The organism is Frankia sp. QA3 (assembly GCF_000262465.1).
GTDB lineage: Bacteria > Actinomycetota > Actinomycetes > Frankiales > Frankiaceae > Frankia.
Genome location: NZ_CM001489.1, coordinates 2,497,422 through 2,515,007, shown reverse-complemented (window position 1 = coordinate 2,515,007; position 17,586 = coordinate 2,497,422). Strand labels below are relative to the sequence as shown.

The following is a 17,586-nucleotide window of genomic DNA, read 5'->3' as shown; positions in this document are numbered from 1 at the left end:
ACCTGAACGGCCCGAGTGCCAGCCCGGTCAGAAGATCAGGACGTCCAGTTCTCGGGTGTCGCCCGCGCCGGCGACCGCCAGCCCGCCGGCTCAGGTACCCAGCGCTGTTCTGTCGGTGCGGTCGGAGAGACTTGTCCAAGGACCGTTTGCTGGGGGTGGCGAATGAGCGGCGAGCCACGGTTGTGGTGGCAGGATATCGATCCGGTCGTCTGGCGTTGCTTCGGGCAGCCTGAGGATCTTGCCCGTGAGCGGAACACCGCGTTGCTCGCCTCGTTGGAGGAGCTGTCGACGCGGGCGCCGATGTCCACCCTGAGCGATATCATTGCCCGGATTCGCCAGGTTGGTTACCACGACCCTTTGACCGATCTCGAGCTGCGGGACGCCCTCGACCATCTGACGACAGTCCACCTCGTGGAGCCTTTCCGCGACTATGCTGCGCTGAACTCGGGTCTGGACGCGGTGGTCCGTCGGCAGGAGGCCTGGGCGCTGACCCGAACCGGGCGCGCCGTGGTCGCGGCCGTGCGTAGCGCGGTCGTGGATTCGCGACGTGCCCTCCAGCTGCCGAACCGGCTGCTGGACGGCGTCGAACGTACGGTGCGGGCCTTGTTGGAGCACGTCAACGGCGACCACGGACTGCTACCCGGGGACCTCAATGACGTTCGCACTCGTATCGAGGAGCTGCAGCGCGTCACTGCCGACTTCTATGCGTCGCTCGGACGTATGGTGCAGTCGGACGTCACCGACGACCAGCTTTTCGGCGACAACCGCGACCGCATTGTCGAGGCCCTTCGCCAGTTCCCGCGCGAGTACGGCCGTGCGTTGCGTCGTGTTGAACAGGCGCTCGTCGACCTGGCCGAGGTGGGCCATCGGCAGGTCACCGAGGCGGCGGTGGCTCATGCCGGTCTGATCGACCCGCGAGACCAGCAGCACTGGGTCGACGAGCGGGTCCGTAGACTGGCCGATCTGGCGGCCTGGTTCGCACCCGCAGGCTCGGTACAGCGATTGATCACCTCCGCCACCGGCGCAGTCCACACCCTTCTCGTGGCGATCGACCGTCGGTACACGGCGCTGAGACGCGGGTCCGATCTCGGTGCCGACTTCCGCGAGCTGGCCTACAGCCTGCACGCCCAGCTCAGCGACGACGACACTCGTCGGGTCTACGCGGCGGCCTTCGGGGCCTGGCCGTCCTGGCATGCCGCCGTCCCGACCGTCGAGGAGGATGTCGCCTTTGCCACCGTCGCCGCGGCCGGCGCCTCCCGCCACCAGATCGAGGTGACTCTACGTGAGCACGAGCGCGTCGGGCCGGCCGGTGGCCGTCCGCGAAAGGTGCCCGACTCCACGCGGGACCGGAGTGCCGCCCTCAAGGAGGCTGCGGCGATCGCCGAACGCAGGAGGCGGCTGACCGCGCTTCTGGTCACCGAAGGCGAGGTGTCGCTCACCTTTTTCGTGGGCCTGGAGTCGGCGGCGGCAGCGATCCTCCTGGCCGCGGTCGAGGTCGCCGTGCAGCGCGTCGACTCGAAGACCGGGTACGGCGAGTGCCATGCCGAAGGGGCCAGCGTTCTGGTGCGAGTGCGACGCGTATCTCCCGAACGAAGGGTTACGGTTCATCTCGCGGAGGGCGACCTGACCGGCCCGGACCTGCGTGTCACCGTCACGGCTACCGAAAGCTCCAGCGCCGAGGCCACGGCCACGGCCCGCGCCGCCGGTGGTGCCGCGTGAGCGCGCGGCCGCTGGACCCGGACGTTGCCGAAGCCGCCCTGTACCTGACCAGGACCTGCCGCGTCACGGCTGTGGACGACCCGGGCCGGTACCGCGCCGTGCTGCGGGGGCGCCGTGAGCTGGTCGAGTTCTTCCGCCGCGAGCTGGGCTGGGAGTTGGACGTGCGGGAGGTGGCCGGGCTCGCGCGGCTGCACAAGCGACGTGACGACGCGCCGGGGGACCGCGGACCGCGACTGGTCCGCGCCGACCGGCAAGGCGGACTCGCCTCCGCGAAGGTTCTTGTACTCGTCGCGTTGGTGTGTGAGCAGCTATGGCGTCGGCCCCGGATCACCCTGCGGGAATTGTTGCAGGCGGTGGCGCAGGTCTGCGCCGCGGAGGCGCCGACTGGACGGCTGCCGCGCTTTCGCGTCGTCGCCAGCGACGGCGTGAGTAAGCGCGAGGCCCAGCAGGACCGCCAGGACATCGTCGACGCGCTCAAGCTGCTGGTGGCGGAAGGCGAGATCTCGGTCGACTCCGATCTCGACCTGGCCGTCGCCGATGAGAATGTCGACGTATTCATCGCCGCCGACCGGGAGCGGCTGTCGACGAAGTTCGCGTCGCTGTCACCATCGTTGCTGGGTCTTAGCGGTCGTCCGGTCGACGGACACATCGCCGCGCTCAGTGCCCCCTCACTACCGGACGCCGATTTGGCCACGGTCGCCGACCGGCTGAGCAGCGTCGAAGGACGAAGGTTGACCGCGCTGCGCCGGGTGGTGGACGACCCGTCGACTGACCCAGGTGATGATCCCGGTCCAGTCGGCTACCTGATGACATCGGCCGGCCGGGAACGCGCGCTCGCCGTCGTCGCGGCCCTCGGGCTCGTCGCCACCGTCCGACGGGACTGGTGGGAGATCATTGATCCGTCCGGCGCCGCAACGGACTTCCCTCAGGGCCGTCGCACCGAACGGCAGGCGGCCCTCGCGCTGCTCGCCGAGTTGCCAAAACGACCGGAGCCTGCCACCGACCTGCTCCTCGCAGAGATCGTGGCCATGCTGGAGCGCTGGCGCGCGGCGCTGCCGCGATGGGCCGCGTCCTACGTCGGTCGGCTGCCCGCGCTCGCCCGTGCCGCCGCCGCCGAGCTTGTCGTCGCGGGCCTGCTGACCGTCGTGGACGAGGTCGACCGGTGGCGACCGACGCCCGGGGTCCATCTGTGGCGCGTCCGTGTCCGGCACGGACAGCCCACCGGGACTGCTCCCCCGGTGCCCTCGAAGTCCGGGCAGCGGCTTGAGCAGCCCATCCTCGGCCACGGGGAGCAGCCATGACCGTACCGCGCCAGCCCTCTCATCCGACTCTGGCAGTGCCACCGAACTCCGCGGAGGCCGAGGTGGGCCGGCCGGTCCGGGACGGGCGGTGGCAGCCGACCCGCGCGGGCGTCGTGAACTCGTGGGCTTGGGCCGACGAGCAGCTGCTGTTCGCCGACGGCTGGCTTGCGCTCGCCGGGCCGAATGGCTCCGGCAAGTCGCTGACCGCGTCGATGCTCGTGACTCTCCTGCTCGATGCGGACAGCTCGCAACGGGCACTGTCGGTCTCCGGCGAGGCCACCGGAACGCTTCTGAGTCGCCATACCGACCGCAACGACCGCGAGGACCGCACGGGGACCTGGTGGATCGAGTACGGCCGGCGGGACGCGAACGGCCTCGTCGACTACCTCACCACCGGTCTGTGGCTTCGGTCGGTGGGAGGGGCACTGCACCGCGCATTCTTCGTCACGCCTGCCCGGGTGGGCGCCGGCCTCGACCTCCACCACGAGCGGGTGCCTGTCCCCGTCGAGAAACTGGCCGAGCAGCTTGCCACGACCCATGGGCAGCTGTTCACCTCCTCGTCGCGCCTTCGGCCGAAAGCCGCCGCGCACCTTTCTGTCGCCGACGAGGACCAGTACCGCCCGCATCTGCTCGCTCGGCTGTTCGCCCCTCTCGACGACGTTCAGTTCGAAGCGCTCGTCGGCGTGCTGCGCAGCCTGCGCAGCGTCCGCACCGCAGAGGCGATCTCCCCGAACGACATGAGCCGGGTGCTCACGGACGCGCTGCCCGCGCTTGACGGCGACCGGCTCGTCGTCGTCGCGGAGGCCATGGAACGCATCTCCGACCTGGAGGAGCAGCTTCAGCGGACGTTGGAGGAGACCCGTCTGCTGGCGCGGACGGACGAGTTCTACCGCCGCTATGTCAACGCCGTCACCGCGGCCGAGGCCGCACACCTCGCCAAAGCCGTCACCGTCTTCGACGATCAGACCAGGCTGGCGCGCGAGGCGGCGCATGCGCTGGAGCGGGCCAACGCCCGCCTGGCGGCGACCAGGGAGCGTCGCGCCGATCTCCGCACCGAGACAGCCGATCTTGAGGGTCAGCTCGACGGGGTCGACACCCGTCTGCGCGACCATGCGGGCGCCGAGCTGCCGCAGTTGGAGAAGAGGCTGGAAGGACTACGTGAGCAGCGGGATCGTGACGCCGATCGAGCGCGCAGGGAACGGGTGACTGCCGGTGAAGTGGTCGACCGGGCCGCCGAGGCGGCCCACACCGCGCGGGACGCACAGGTCCACCTCACGGAGCTGGGCGGTGAGCTGGAGGCCACCGGAACACGGTGGGGCGCCGATGCCGCTCTCGAGCGGCTGCTCGGTGCCGGGCGCGCCCTCGCCGACGTGGGCATCGGGCAGACCTCAAGCATCGCCGTCGACGAGGTCGGCGCCGTTCCGCTCGCGTGGGCCGACATGCGGCAGACGCAGACACGACACGTGCGGGACGCGCTCCACACGCATGCACTTGCGCAGCGTGACGAGCAGGCGGCCGCAGTGGAGCTGAGACGGATCGAGGACGACGAGGACCGGCTCCGACAGGAGGCGTTCGCCGCCGCTGAGGCGCGAACCGCCTCCGAACAGGGGGTACTCGACGCCATCACCACCTGGGATGCGGACCGTGCCGAGATCCACGCTGTTCCCGACATGCTGACCGAGCCGGACGACCGGCTGGACCCCGACCGCATCGCGGACTGGCTGCGCGGTGCGTGGGAGGACGCCCGCGACCGGATCGCGGTGGTCGACCACCAGCGTGCTGCGGCCGCCGCCGACATCGCGGCGAGGCAGACCGCCGCGGCGGCCGCGGCCGCCACCGAGGCACGCCGGCGGGCGGAAGCGGAGGCGCGCGAGACGGAGTCGTGGCGGGTGGCGATTGAACAGGACGCGGTACAGCGGCGCGCCCAGGCCCAGGCCCGCCGACGGCTCGCGCACGAGAGCCACGCCACCGCCGAGCTGGCCGCGCACGAAGTCACCACACGTGCACGGACGGGACTGAGCGTGGGCCGGGAGGCGGCTGCCGCCGCCGGCCGGACCTGGGCGGAGCAGGTCGCGGCCTGGCGGACCGGGCTGGTCCACCTGCCGGCCGACGCGGTGCCGCTCCCCGACGATCCGGACGAGCTCGACCCGGACGCGGCGTACCGCGACCTTGAACGCGTCTATGGCGAGGCCATGGCGACGCTGCGCGGCCGTGTCGTCGCCGCCGACCGGGCGGTCGAGGATGTCCGGGACGCCGTTCACGCCGTCGAGACCGAGCTGGCAGTCGCCCGCCGCGCGGCGCCGGTCCCGCCCGCGCCCCCGTGGCGGGAGGGCCGCCGGCACGCCGAAGGGTGGCCGCTGTGGTCGCTGGTTGACTTCCACCCGGGACTCAGCGAGCCGGAGGCCGACCGGCTGGAAGGAGCACTGCTTGTCGCCGGTCTCCTGGACGCTCTGGTCACCCCCGATGGGCAGGTGGTCGCCGGGGACCTCACTCTTACCCCGGATGCTCCGGTGGCGGGTGGGCGCACTCTGGCCGACCTGCTCGTCATCGAGGAGGAACCCGAGGTCGACGGTGGCCGCGTCCAAACCGTGCTGAGCGGCGTCGGCGTAGGCGGCCCGGCTGGCGAGCCCAGCGAGGGCCTGTTGCGCAACGGCATCCTCACGGCCGCCAGCCCCGAGGGCTACCGGGCGACGTTCATCGGCCGCACCACCCGGGAACGCGCGCGGCTCGAACACGTCGTCGTGCTGGAGAACCGGCACCGCGCCGCGCGGGCCGACCTTGATCGGGCCCAGGAGTGGCGGGCGGGGCTTGACACCGAGGTCCTCGCCGCCGCCGCGGAGCGGGAGGATTTCCCCGCCGCCGATGAGCTGCGTCACCGCCGCGGCGCCATCGTGGAACTGCGGGTTGCGGTCGAAGCCGCCCAGCGGCGCACTGCCGAGCTCATCACCGCCGCGGACACGGCGCTTCGGGAAGCCCTGGCCGACATCGGGGCCGACGAGGCGGCCCTCGATGTCCGCGTCGCAGACGCCGGCGAGCGGGCGGCCCAGGCCGCCACCGCCGCCGCCGACGCGGTCGTCGCTGAGGATTCGGCACAGTCCGATCTGCGCGCAGCCCGCACTGCAGCGGCAGACGCCGCGGCCCTGCGCGACCAGGCTGAGTCCGCGCAGCGACGGGCGGACGCCGAACGCGCCCGCTTTCCCTCGCTCGGTCCGCTGCGTGAGGCCCTACGGACCGAGGACTTCGCGGACCGTGCGCTGTCCGGTGCCCAGGCGGCGACCGTGGCCGCGCGTGACCGGCACCGGAGCGCGAGCGGGAAGGTCGCGACGGCGCTGCGCGCGGTGCACGACGCGGCGACGCTCCCGGACGGGGCGATGCTTCCCACCGCCACCGAGGCACTGGACGGGTTTGTCTCGGCGCTGAACCACCTGAGCCGGCGCGTCGAAGCCTGGATACACGCGGCCTCCCGCACCGGCGACCTCCTGCGCGACGCCGCGCGGGCCGCCTCCGACGCCGCGCGAGCCGAACGGGCGGCGCGGGAGTCAGAAGGTGACCTGCAACGGATCGGCCTGGCCGTCGAACGGCTCCAGGCTCAGATCACGCTGGTCCTTCAGCTGCACGGAGCCGAGTACGAGGAGCTGCGGGCAGCCCGCCATGCGCTCGTGGAGCGGATCGCCGACGCGAAGGCCGCCGACGACCAGCAGATCGCGGAATGGGAGGACGCGTCGCGCGCCGCGTTCGGAGCAGAGGCGACCCTCCGTGAGCTCGAGCCGGCCCGCACGCAGGCGGAACAGGACAGGAACGCCCGCTTCCACGCCATGGCGCTGCTCGTCACCCACGGCCTGGCGGATGTTCCCGACGGGATCCCGGTCGACGACGTCGGCCGCCCCGCGAACATCACCGCCGCGCTCACCTGGTCTCGACGGATACTCGCCGGGCGTTCCGGGGACGCGGATCGCGTCGCGGCGCTGACGAACAGCCGGGACCGGGCACTGAGTGCCCTGGAGAACAGCGCGCGCACGGTCAACGGAGCCATCGCCCGCTTCGATCAGCAGGTCGACATCGCCACCATCACCGGCACCCAGTGGCGGCGGGCCACCCTGGCCGCTCCGAACGCGGCCATGGGCGAGGACCTCCGCGTGGCTGTCGAAGCCCTGCGCGCCACCCGTACCAGACTCGAGTCCGACCTGCGTGACGACGTGAAGGCGACGCTGAAGACCTCGATGTTCACCCAGCTCCGGAGGGACATCCAGGATCGCCGGGAGCTGGCCCGGGACCTTGTCCGCCAGATCCGCACCACGCTGGCCGGTGTGCGTACCGGGGTCGCGAGGGTCGGGGTCGAGGTCGACTGGGTAGTGCGCGAGGACGCAGACGCCCGCCGCATGGTCGAGCTGATCTCTGCGCCTCCGTCCGACGAGACGTTCGAGCAGATGTACGAGGTGCTACGCCTGCGGATGGAGGACTCTCGCGGCGAGGCGTGGGCAGACCGGGTTGCCCACACCTTCGACTACCGCTCCTGGCACGAGTGGAAGATCTCCGTCACCCATGCGAGCTTTGGGGAGGAGGGAACAGAACGGTTCAGGCCGGTCAGCGCTCGATCCAATCCGCTCAAGGCGCTGTCGACGGGGGAGTCACGGCTCGCGACGATGCTGCCGCTGCTCGCCGCCGCCTGGTCGATGTACTCCGGCGACGGCTACCGTGGCCCCAGACTGCTGTCGATCGACGAGATCGACGCGGCGTTCGATGAGGAGAACCTGCGGCAGGTACTGGCGCTGCTGCGCTCCTGGGATTTCGATGTACTCGCGACGACTCCGACGATCACTCCGCTCATCAAGCGGGAAGCGGGGCAGGTGGTCGTGCACCAGGTGGTCACCACCGGCCGCACTCGGGTGACCGTGCCATGGCTGTGGCAGGGCTCCGGGGAACCGCGGCCGCTCACGCTGGACCTGTGGTCCGCCGGCACGGACGGGCCGTAGACGTGGCGGCCGATCTTGCGATGCTCGCGGACGATCCCGAGCTGGCGCCGCTGTGGCAGGCCGTGCATGCACGGCTGTGCGCCGGTGAGGCCGCGAATGCCCTCGCGACAGTGCGGGTCGCCGGCATGTCCCGCAGTGGGGTCGCCGCGCTGCGTTCCTGGTTGGACACCACCACCCGACGCCGTCGCGGGCCGTCGGCGGTCCGGACCGACACGGACGGCACGTTGGTGCCATTGCGCGAGCTCCTCGGCGTGCTCGGGCTGGCTGCGGAGCAGCTGCAGGCACTTGTCGAACGCGCCGTGGGCGTTCCCGTGGTCGATCGTAGTGCTGCGCAGCGCCTCGGAGCCGGCCGCCGCGAGCGTCTGTGGGAGGAGGCGGCCGAGCGACTGCCCCAGGTACCCCGCCTGCTTGCCCGTATGCGGGCCGCCGGTGTCGGCGCTGACGACACCGACATTCGTCGGCTTATCGACGCACTCGCCGCGGCACTGGCCCGGATCCCGGCGCGGCCGCCGGTCCCGCTGGCGAAGCTCGCTCACGACACGGCCGGCGACCCGCACTTCTTCGACCTCGACACTACGGCCGGCGGCCGGCTGGTCGCGGCGGTCGCCGAGATATCCGGCCACGAGCAGCCGACCCGACCCGACAGGGTTCGTGCCCTGCTCGCCGGGGCAGGTGTCATCGCTGATCGCCTCTCGGCAACTGTGTTGTTACTCAATGTGGCAGCCAGTGGCGACGGGCCCGTCGACCGAAGGCTGCGGGAGGCGGTTGCGCCCGTCGCCTTGACTCTGCTGGACCTCCTCGAAACACCGCCCGTGCTGTGCCCTCAGCAGCTGACGATCGTCGAGAACCCGTCGGTGCTCGAGATCGCACTGATCCGAGGCGTCCGCAAGCCGCTGGCCTGTACCAGCGGTCATCTCCGTGCCGTGGACCACACGCTGCTCGCCCTCGCTCAGCGTTGCGGAGTCACCCTGCGCTATGCCGGTGACCTTGATGGCCCGGGTCTTCGGATCGCCACCACCGTCGCCCACACATACGGCGCCGAGCTGGTTGCGATGGACAACGCGACGTTGGCGGAAGCCGCCGTGCCGCCATCCGCTGTTCCTCTCGACGCACCGATCTTTGCCGACGACTTGGCGCTCGCCGACGGACTGAACGCACATGGCCGTGCGGTCTTCCAGGAACACGACGAGCTACTGCGCAGAGTTCTCGATCAGAGCTCCTAACCTCCGCTTCGAAGCGCGCGGTCATCGGACCGCCTATCGTCGATCGCCGTCGCATTCGCGACAGGGGCCTGTTGCATTGCGGGAAGGCAAGACATGGATGGCTCTGTCGAGTCGGTGATCAGACCGCGAGGGTGAGACCGGTGAACGCGGCCGAGATCGTCAGTTCGTGTCCGACGTGTCGGAAACGCGACAGTCCAGGGTTCGAACGGTCAGCGACTGACGAAACGCGTAAAGATACTGAAAGGTGGTCGGCCACTGGCGGCTGGAGGTTCCCTTGGCCCAGCACACATCAGCACAGCCGGGCGCTCGGATCCCCCATCCGCCCTGTTCTGACTGCGCCCGGACCCTCGATGAACATGCCGATCGGCGTCTACGCAGAACGCTGTCGAAGCTGTCTGCGGCCCTTGAGATGGGCTCTTCGGGTGTCACCGGCAGGGCCGCTCATGCCGCTCGCCTGTACCGCGATGCGCTGATGCGCCTGCTCACCGATGGCCAGCCGCTCGCGGTGTGCCTGTTCACCTGCTTCGATTCCCGCGTGCCGGCCGACCTGCATGCCACGGCTCTCGGTAGTGACGAGGCTCGGATGACCGCAGTTCTGGAGCGCGGTGGGCGGGAGGCGTTCAGCGTCGTCACGGAGCTGTCGGTTCGCCTGGGATGGCCGGCGGCGCTCGCGACCGCTCGTGGACGCCTCCCGGTCGTGCTCCGCCGCGAGTCGGACCCGGCCGTGCTGACCGCCGTCCTGCTGCGCTGCGCCGACCTGAGGATGCTCGACCGGGACCTGCTCGCGCAGGTGCTACGCGACCACTGTGCTCCGGGGGCGTTGGATCGGGCGGCTCAGGTGTGGAGCGCCTTCTTCGCCTACCTGCCGGTCGATCTCCTGCCGCCGTTGTTCGAGGTGCATCGTTTCCTCGGCCGAGGCGCTGACGCCGTCCGGCTGGCAGACAGCGCTGCCCGGGTCCAGACCGCGCTCGACTGCTGCCTGCGTTCTCCCCGCGTGGATGACGCGGTGGCGGGTCTGGCACTGGCGGAGCGTTCCGGCGCGCAGGCGCCGATCCTGCGCGCGCTGCGCGAGCACGCCGCCGAACTGCATTTCGGCGCGGGCCGGTACGCCGAGGCGCTGCCGCTGTTCCGGGATGCCGACCGCCCGCACCGGCTCAGCGTCTGTCTGGAGGCGCTCGGCCGGGTCGCGCAGGCGCTGGACTGCTGCCCGTCGAACGACCCGGAGCGCATCGCGCGGCTGGTCGACCTGGCGTTGCCGGCTGTTGACGCCGCCGTGCGTCGAGCGGCCTACGCCGAGGCCGCAGGCAGGATCCGGGAGCTGCTTGGCCACCTCGACCGTGCGGCCAGCCCCGGAGATGGGGCCGGGGTGAACGCGGCGGACCCGGCGATCAGCCAGGGCAAGCTGGACGCGCAACGGGAGGATGTGGCCGCGAGGTTGACAGCCGTGCAGGTCACCGGTCGCCGCTACTTCGCCGACCGGCTGGAGACGGCTGCCACGGCGGGAGAGCGGGCCACCGTGAACGCGGCCCTGAGTCAGTTCGAGGAAGCCAACGGTGACTGGCCGAGTGCCGCACTGGCCGCCGAGAAGGCCGGCGATCCCTACCGAGCGCACCTGCTGTACCGGCGAGCGGAGCAGTTCGGGCAGGCCGACCGGGTGTTGCGTGATGACACGTCCCCCGGCGGGCTCGCCGCCCGCGCCGCTTCCGCGCAAGCAGGTGGGGACACGCTGGCTGCGGCTCGCCTGTACGAGCAGGCCGGCCAGGGCGAACAGGCCGCCGAGCTGTTCGCGGCCGCCGGCGAACTCGCCACCGCGGCGTCAGCGCTGCTGCGCGCACACGGTGACTCCGCCCTGGCGGACCCCCGGCTGGGGGACTTCCTGCGCCGCGCCGGTGACGCTGACCAGCTCGTCCGGCTCTGCCTGCGCGTCCTCGAGCCGTCCGCGTCGAGTTCGCCGGGCGCGGGGGTCGTGACGGTCGCCGTCGAGGAACTGCGGCGCCTGCGCGCCGACGGTCTCGTGCCGACGGCCCTGGCCGGCGAGGTCGAGGCGGCGCTGGTGGAGGTGGACGTCGATCGACGGCGCCCGTTCGAGGAGCGAGCCGCCGAGTGGGTCGCCGCCGCCCGCGCCGAGGTCGATCGGCGTTTCGCCGGCATCTGGGGATTGGACCTGGGCACGTCAACGTGCTCGGCCGCCATCTACGACACCGTGCGGGGAGCGGCGGTGTCATGCTCGGGGGGCGGTGAGGCACAGTTCGCCGCGACCCTCAGCCTCGACGCCGACGGGAACGAGGTGGTCGGGCTCTCCGGTGAGGAGACCCTCACCGACCGCCTACTCGGCCACATGAGCGGCGCGAAGCGGCGGATGGGCACATCGACCGTCTATCGCGTCCGGGACCGGACGTACCGGCCGGAGGAGATCGCCGCCCGGCTGATCCGTCATGCTCGCGGACTGGTCGAGGACCACCTCGCCGCCCAGGTCCGGGAGCGGGTCGGCGAGCTCTCGCGAGCGGAGCTGGGGGTCGTCCCGGACGACTGGCTGATCTGGCTGGAGGCCAACCACGACCTGCGTCTGGAGCGGGGCCGGGCGGTGCTGACCATCCCGGCGTACTTCCAGAACAACCAGAAGCATGCCACCCGGGATGCCTGCGCGATCGCGGGTGTCGAGCTGGTCCGGCTGCTGCACGAGCCGACCGCGGCATGCATGAGCGAGGCCCGGCAGCGCCGCCTCGCGGGTCAGGTCGTCGTGGTCGACCTGGGCGCCGGCACCCTCGACGTGAGCGTGCTCGACGTCGACGACGACATGTACGAGGTGCAGGGGGTGACCGGCGACACCGCGTACGGCGGTCGCGACTTCGACGACGCGATCCGGGGGGCGCTTGTCAGCCGTCTCGAACAGCGGGGCATGCGGGCGCCGGCGGCAGGCCGGGCAGGGCAGCGGCTGACGGTCGCGGCCGAGCACCTGAAGATCAGCCTGTCCTCCCGGCGGCAGGCCGACTACGCCCTTGTCGGCTTCGATCGCGGCGCGGACGTGTTCCTGGAACTGGACCGGAACGAGCTGGCAGAGATCCTCGCCGGGTCGCTGCGCGTGCTGCGCGAGGTCTGCGCCCGGGTTCGCTCGGAGCTGGCCGAACGTCCGCGGCACCTGGTCCTGGTCGGCGGGCCGATGCTGTCTCCCGTCGTGCGCGCAGTGGTCGAGGAGGTGTTCGACGCGCACCAGACGATGGTCGCCGACCCGCGAACGGCGGTCTCCGGGGGCGCCGCGATCCTCGCCGCCGTTCTCGACGGCCGGCTGCGGGAGCGGGTCCTGCTCGACGTGACACCGCTGCCGCTGGGTATCCGCGCGTTCGAGGAGGACGACCGCGAGACCTTCTCGGTCCTGGTGGAGGCCGGTACCCACATCCCGGTCGAACGCAAGGGCGTCTACAGTACGCACGCCGACGACCAGACCGTGATCAGGGTGGAGATCTTCAACGGAAGCCTGGAGGCCACCGCGAAGATCGGCCAGTTCCTGCTGGACGGCCTTCGGCCGGCGCCGCGCGGGCAGACCCGGATCGAGGTGACGTTCGCCCTCGACGCGAGCTGCGTACTGGAGGTCACGGCCCGGGATGTGGCGACTGGCCGGTCGGAGACGGTGCGGGTGGACGACACCACTCTGCTGCCACCGGCCGAACGCGAGGCCATGGCCCGGCGCTTCGCCCGTCAGCGCGAGCGGGAGCGGGCGGCGGCCGAGCGCGATGAGCTGCGGGAACGACTGCAGGCACTGACCGTGGAGGCCCGCTCCGACGACGGCGACGAGCTGTTCCGCTCCTTCGAGGACCTGCTTGCGGGTTTCCGGCCCCCTGCGGCCCCGATCGAGGCGGCCACCCAGGACATGCTCGCCGAGATGTTCAATCCGGCGGTGCGGGCGGACGCGGCGGCCGACCTGCGGCTGGCTGGCCAGGTGCTGCGGGACGTGGCGAGGTCGGCAACCGAGTATCTCGCCCGCGACACAAGCACGATCACACACCCGGGAGAGGGTACGGACGGCCCCGGCGACGACGGTCGCGGCGCCGGCGACGAGGAGGGACGTCATCTCGCCGCCGAGCTCGAACGGACGCTCGCCCGCCGGCGTGACCTGCTCAGGTGGGTGCGCCGGCGGATCGCGCTGCTGGAGAGCCTGGCCGCCCGTGACCCCGACCCACTTGGCCTGTTCCGGATTCGTTTCGGCGCCGGGGACCACCTGGGAGCGCTGCGCGCGCTCGGTGCCGAGCTCCCTGAGGACCCGCGCGATCTGCGCCGCCTGCTGCGCTGTCTGGCCGAGGTCGGTGATGCGGACCGCTACCGGCGGACCCTGCTGGTCGCCGGCGACCTGCTCGCCGTGCCCCTGCTCGACCCGTCCGACCCGGGGGCGTTCGCGGCCCGGATTGCGCCCGCGCTCGTGTCAGTGACCACGACCTGGCCCGACGGACGCCGGCGGATCGGGCGGGGGTTCCTGGTCGCCGACCGGCTGGTGGCGACCAACCGGCACTGGCTGATGGATCCCACCGACGACCGGCGGCTCGCCGCACCGGCCGACCGGGTCGAGGTCGGGCACGAGCTCTGGGGCACCCGGGCGGTAGGCCAGGTTCACGCGCCGGCGGCAAGCGGCACCGACCTCGTCCTGCTGGCGCTGCGGGAACCGGCCCCCGCGCGTGGGCTGGGACTGGGTCATCTCCGTCTGCTGCGGCTCGGCGACCGGGTCTGGACAACCGGCACGTCCCCATGGTCGCTCCCGCGGCCCGGCGCGCCCGTGCCGGAGTCCCCGTCCGACGCGGATGGGCCCGGTCTGCTCCGGGACGGCACCGTGGAGAAGTTCGAACACTTCCCCGACGAGGACCTGTATCTCGTCCAGACCGGGATCACCCTGCCGGCGGCGGCCAGCGGTGGCCCGTTGTTCAACGATTCCGGTGAGGTCGTCGCAGTCCTCACCATCCCGGAGCGCCCTGGCACCGGTGCCGGGCCGCCACCAGCCCAGTCCGGGGTGTTCGCGCTCTCAGCCGATGCCCTTGTCCCCCTTCTCGCCGCCGCCGGCACCGACCCGATCGAACAAGCAGCAGGGTGAACCGCTGCAATCACCGGTAGACCGTCGCATGATCGCCGTTTCGGCCCGCGTTCAGCGAGCAGCTCCTCGACATCGCGGTATGACAGCGCGAACCGCAAGTACCACCGCACCGCCAGCACGATCACCTCGGGCGGGAACCGGAAGCCCGCGAACTCCGAGACCGGGACCGGCGGACGGACGACACCTCGACCCATCACCTGATCAGGCCTGGCCGCCAGCACGAAGGTCCCGCCCTGGCCGCATGCAACAGAGCCAGCAAGCGTAGGCGTCTGCCCGCGCCCGACCGGGGACACTGCCGGTTCTCAGCTGTTCCTTGCGTTCCGCGAGGCGTGGGCCGTCGGTGTGTGGGCCCTCGGTGTGGGGGTCGGCGGGCCGGCCGGGACGCCGCTGTTGTCGGTATCGGCGTGGCGGCTGCGGTAGTTGGCGGAGGCGTTGCGCTCGCCGCAGCGCTTCATCGAGCACCAGCGCCTGCCCCCGGAGGGCGAGCGGTCGTAGAAGGCGAGCCCGCAGCCCTCGCAGGCGCGCAGGCGGCTCGGCCCGCGGGTGGTCAACAGGTGGACCGCGTCCCGCGCGAGGACGGACAGCACGCCGGCCAGGTCGGGCTGCGGGACCTCGACCCGCCCCCAGGCATCCCCGCGCAGGAAGAACGTCGGCGTCGGCGCCGCGGCGCAGGTGTTGAGGTGCCCGACGTCCTCGGGATCGGGGCCGGCGCCGGCCCCGGCGAGCCGGGCCCGGACGAGGCGGTCCACGGCGGCGCGCAGTACCTGGACCCGGTCCACGTCACGCGACGTGAGCCCACCCGCCGGGGTCGGCAGGTCGACGGTGTCGAGCCACGCCGCCGCGCCGTCTGCCGTGGCGAGCAGGTCCGGGCCGCCCGGCGTGCGGGTGGCGACGAGGTCGAGACAGAGGCTTCCGGTGTCGACCGGCCTGGCACGGGCGGTCGTGCGCATCGGGGCGGGTTCGGCCGCAACGGATGTGGTCACGTGACTCCTCGGCTTGCTGGACCCTGAAGGTCATCAAGGGATGATGGCATGAGATGAGGGTCGATGTAGCAGGAACATGCTGGTGCTACCCGAACAGAATCATTGGTACATGGGTTGACATTACCGTCCCGGCCGGCTTTGATCGAGCGCGTGACGATCGAGGAAGCGTGGGCAGGTGCGCCGGGCCTTCGTGCGCTCATGCCGCTCGTCACCTGTCGTGAGGTCGACCTCATGCGCACCGGTAGCGCCATCTGTCGATGAGTGGCGGGGGGCCCGGACGGCGCCCCCGAGCGTGAGTGCTCGAACCGCGACCCATACGACATCCTCGCGGGGCCGATTCGCGGTCGCCCGAGAACACGGTCCCTGACGATCTTCGGCAGTAACCCCACAGTCCGCCGCGGCCCCAGAGGCGTGGCCGGGTCCGGACACGTCCCCCCGAGGCACCGTCGCCGGGCACCCTGACCCGGCCGGTCGGTCGGGACGAGGACGACCGCCCCGACACCGACCACCTCGACACCGACCACCCCGACACCGACCGCCCCGACATCGACCGCCCCGACATCGACGTCGACCACCCCGACACCGACGTCGACAACGCCGACGGGACAGGCCTCCCGTCGTCCAGACCATCGCGCCCGCCGCGCGACGGCCGCCGGTGCGGCCGTTGCGGCACGCGAACGATCCCATCCGATCGGAGAGAGATGATCAGAACGACGAAGAGGCGCCTCGGCGTGTTCACCGCGCTGGTGACGGCCGGCGCACTCTTGGCCGGATGCTCGGGCGGCTCAGCCGCCGGCGGGGGGAGTGGCTCGGACACGGTCCACTGGGGGACCAAGCAGATCCCGGTCGCCTGGGACCCGGTCGTCACCGGATCGACCGCGGCGACGAACTACCTCACGCCCATCTACGAGTCGCTGTTCACGCTGGACGAGAAGCGTGAGGTGAAACCAGCCCTCGCCGAGGGCTACGAGTACAACCCGGCTGGCGACAAGATCACCATCCGGCTCCGCCCCGGGCTGACCTTCCAGGACGGGACCCCGGTCAACGCCGAGGCCGTCAAGTTCAACATCGACCGGATCAAGTCGCAGCAGAACTCGGCGCTGAAGGGGTCGTACAACAACGTCAAGGCGGCGACCGTGATCGACGACCGCACGGTGCGGCTCGATCTAGGCCAGCAGGACTACCAGATCCCCCGCCTGCTCGCCGTGCGCGGCGGCATGCTGCCCAGCAAGGCGGCGGCACAGGCGGACCCGGTCAAGCTCAGCCAGACGGCCCCGGTCGGCGCCGGCCCGTTCAAGGTCGTGGAGATCGTCCCGGAGTCGAAGATCGTCCTGGAGAAGTGGGACGGCTACTGGGACGCGGCGAACATCCACGTCAAGCGGATCGAGATCAACTTCGGCATCGACGCGAGCACGCTCGTGCCGGGCCTGCAGTCCGGCGTGTACAACTTCGCCCAGATCGACGGCGCGCAGATCCAGCAGGCTCGCAGCGCGGGGTTCGACATCCTGGCGGGCGTCGACCGCCAGTGGGGGTCGACCTTCCTGAGCCTCAACCTCAACAAGGCGCCGTTCACCGACCCGAAGGTCGTCGAGGCGATCCGCTACGCCGTCAACCCAGCCGAGTTCGCCGACAAGCTCGGGTTCGGCAAGGGCGAGCCGACCCACCAGCCCTTCCCCAAGGGCCACCCGGCCTACGTCGACGCGCTGGAAGCCGAGCACCCCTACAACCCTGCCCGCGCCCGGGAGATCCTCGCGAAGGCCGGCTACTCCGACGGTGAGATCTCCTTCGAGATCGGCGGCGTCGCCAACAACTTCGACCAGGTCGCGGAGGTCCTCCAGGAGCAGCTCAAGGCGGTCGGCATCAAGACGACGATCAAGCTGACCGACTTCGCCAACTGGGGCAAGGGCTACTACGGCAAGACCCTCGCCGCGTCGGTCTTCGGCTACGTCGGCCGCGACTCCCACGTCCAGGCGCTCACCGAGCACTACGACACCGGGGGTGTGCTCAACCTGAGCTCGCCGTACACGTCCGCGCCCTTCCAGCAGGCGCTCAAGGCGGTCCGGGCCACGCCCCTCGACTCGCCGGACTACGGGCCCCGACTGCAGGCCGCCGCCAAGGCCGGCTACGAGAACGGCTCCACGGTGTCGCTCTACACCTACGCCTCCGCCATCGCGAAGAAGAAGTCGCTGTCCGACCTGCCCGCAATCGACGGCTTCCTGAGCTGGAAGGGCGTCACGTTCACCCACGGCGACTGAAGCGGCGCCGGCGGGGCCCGTGAGGACGGGGCCCCGCCGGCCCGCCCGACCCCGC

At 71.4% G+C, this 17,586-nt stretch carries 7 protein-coding genes and 1 pseudogene; 6 read left to right on the top strand and 2 right to left on the bottom strand.

The annotated features are described in order from the left end of the window. Positions 1-162 precede the first annotated feature (162 nt). The 5 genes from FRAQA3DRAFT_RS31430 to FRAQA3DRAFT_RS10265 all read left to right on the top strand — a co-directional run bounded on the left by FRAQA3DRAFT_RS31430 (position 163) and on the right by FRAQA3DRAFT_RS10265 (position 14,293). Complete coding sequence (locus FRAQA3DRAFT_RS31430; protein WP_009738993.1) at positions 163-1,719, top strand: DUF2397 family protein; 1,557 nt, start codon at positions 163-165, stop codon at positions 1,717-1,719. Further along, on the top strand, positions 1,716-3,020 hold the full coding sequence (locus FRAQA3DRAFT_RS10280; protein ID WP_009738992.1) for a DUF2398 family protein: 1,305 nt from the start codon (positions 1,716-1,718) through the stop codon (positions 3,018-3,020). The genes FRAQA3DRAFT_RS31430 and FRAQA3DRAFT_RS10280 overlap by 4 nt, the downstream gene beginning before the upstream one ends. Next, the gene (locus FRAQA3DRAFT_RS10275) at positions 3,017-7,993 is read left to right on the top strand and encodes an SbcC/MukB-like Walker B domain-containing protein (RefSeq protein ID WP_009738991.1); all 4,977 of its coding nucleotides are present in this window, start codon (positions 3,017-3,019) and stop codon (positions 7,991-7,993) included. Before FRAQA3DRAFT_RS10280 ends, FRAQA3DRAFT_RS10275 begins: the two co-directional genes overlap by 4 nt. A 20-nt stretch (positions 7,994-8,013) precedes the next feature. Further along, complete coding sequence (locus tag FRAQA3DRAFT_RS10270; RefSeq protein ID WP_009738990.1) at positions 8,014-9,216, top strand: TIGR02679 domain-containing protein; 1,203 nt, start codon at positions 8,014-8,016, stop codon at positions 9,214-9,216. A gap of 583 nt (positions 9,217-9,799) precedes the next feature. Then, on the top strand, positions 9,800-14,293 hold the full coding sequence (locus FRAQA3DRAFT_RS10265; RefSeq protein WP_198287061.1) for an Hsp70 family protein: 4,494 nt from the start codon (positions 9,800-9,802) through the stop codon (positions 14,291-14,293). Between the two features lie 44 nt (positions 14,294-14,337). Here FRAQA3DRAFT_RS10265 and FRAQA3DRAFT_RS32890 read toward each other — a convergent pair. Both FRAQA3DRAFT_RS32890 and FRAQA3DRAFT_RS10260 read right to left on the bottom strand, forming a co-directional pair. Then, positions 14,338-14,487 (bottom strand): annotated as a pseudogene (locus FRAQA3DRAFT_RS32890) (IS6 family transposase); the annotation flags it as partial. A 108-nt stretch (positions 14,488-14,595) separates the two neighbouring features. Further along, positions 14,596-15,276: an ABATE domain-containing protein gene (locus FRAQA3DRAFT_RS10260; RefSeq protein ID WP_009738988.1), complete on the bottom strand. Its 681-nt coding sequence runs from the start codon at positions 15,274-15,276 to the stop codon at positions 14,596-14,598. 701 nt (positions 15,277-15,977) lie between these two features. Between FRAQA3DRAFT_RS10260 and FRAQA3DRAFT_RS10255 the strand changes: the two genes are divergently transcribed. Beyond that, on the top strand, positions 15,978-17,531 hold the full coding sequence (locus FRAQA3DRAFT_RS10255; RefSeq protein ID WP_063820789.1) for an ABC transporter substrate-binding protein: 1,554 nt from the start codon (positions 15,978-15,980) through the stop codon (positions 17,529-17,531). Positions 17,532-17,586: the final 55 nt, after the last annotated feature.

Coding starts and splice junctions, on each gene's coding strand:
- FRAQA3DRAFT_RS10275 (WP_009738991.1), top strand. CDS start 3,017: ATGACCGTACCGCGCCAGCCCTCTCATCCGACTCTGGCAGTGCCACCG.
- FRAQA3DRAFT_RS10255 (WP_063820789.1), top strand. CDS start 15,978: ATGATCAGAACGACGAAGAGGCGCCTCGGCGTGTTCACCGCGCTGGTG.
- FRAQA3DRAFT_RS31430 (WP_009738993.1), top strand. CDS start 163: ATGAGCGGCGAGCCACGGTTGTGGTGGCAGGATATCGATCCGGTCGTC.
- FRAQA3DRAFT_RS10265 (WP_198287061.1), top strand. CDS start 9,800: ATGACCGCAGTTCTGGAGCGCGGTGGGCGGGAGGCGTTCAGCGTCGTC.
- FRAQA3DRAFT_RS10270 (WP_009738990.1), top strand. CDS start 8,014: ATGCTCGCGGACGATCCCGAGCTGGCGCCGCTGTGGCAGGCCGTGCAT.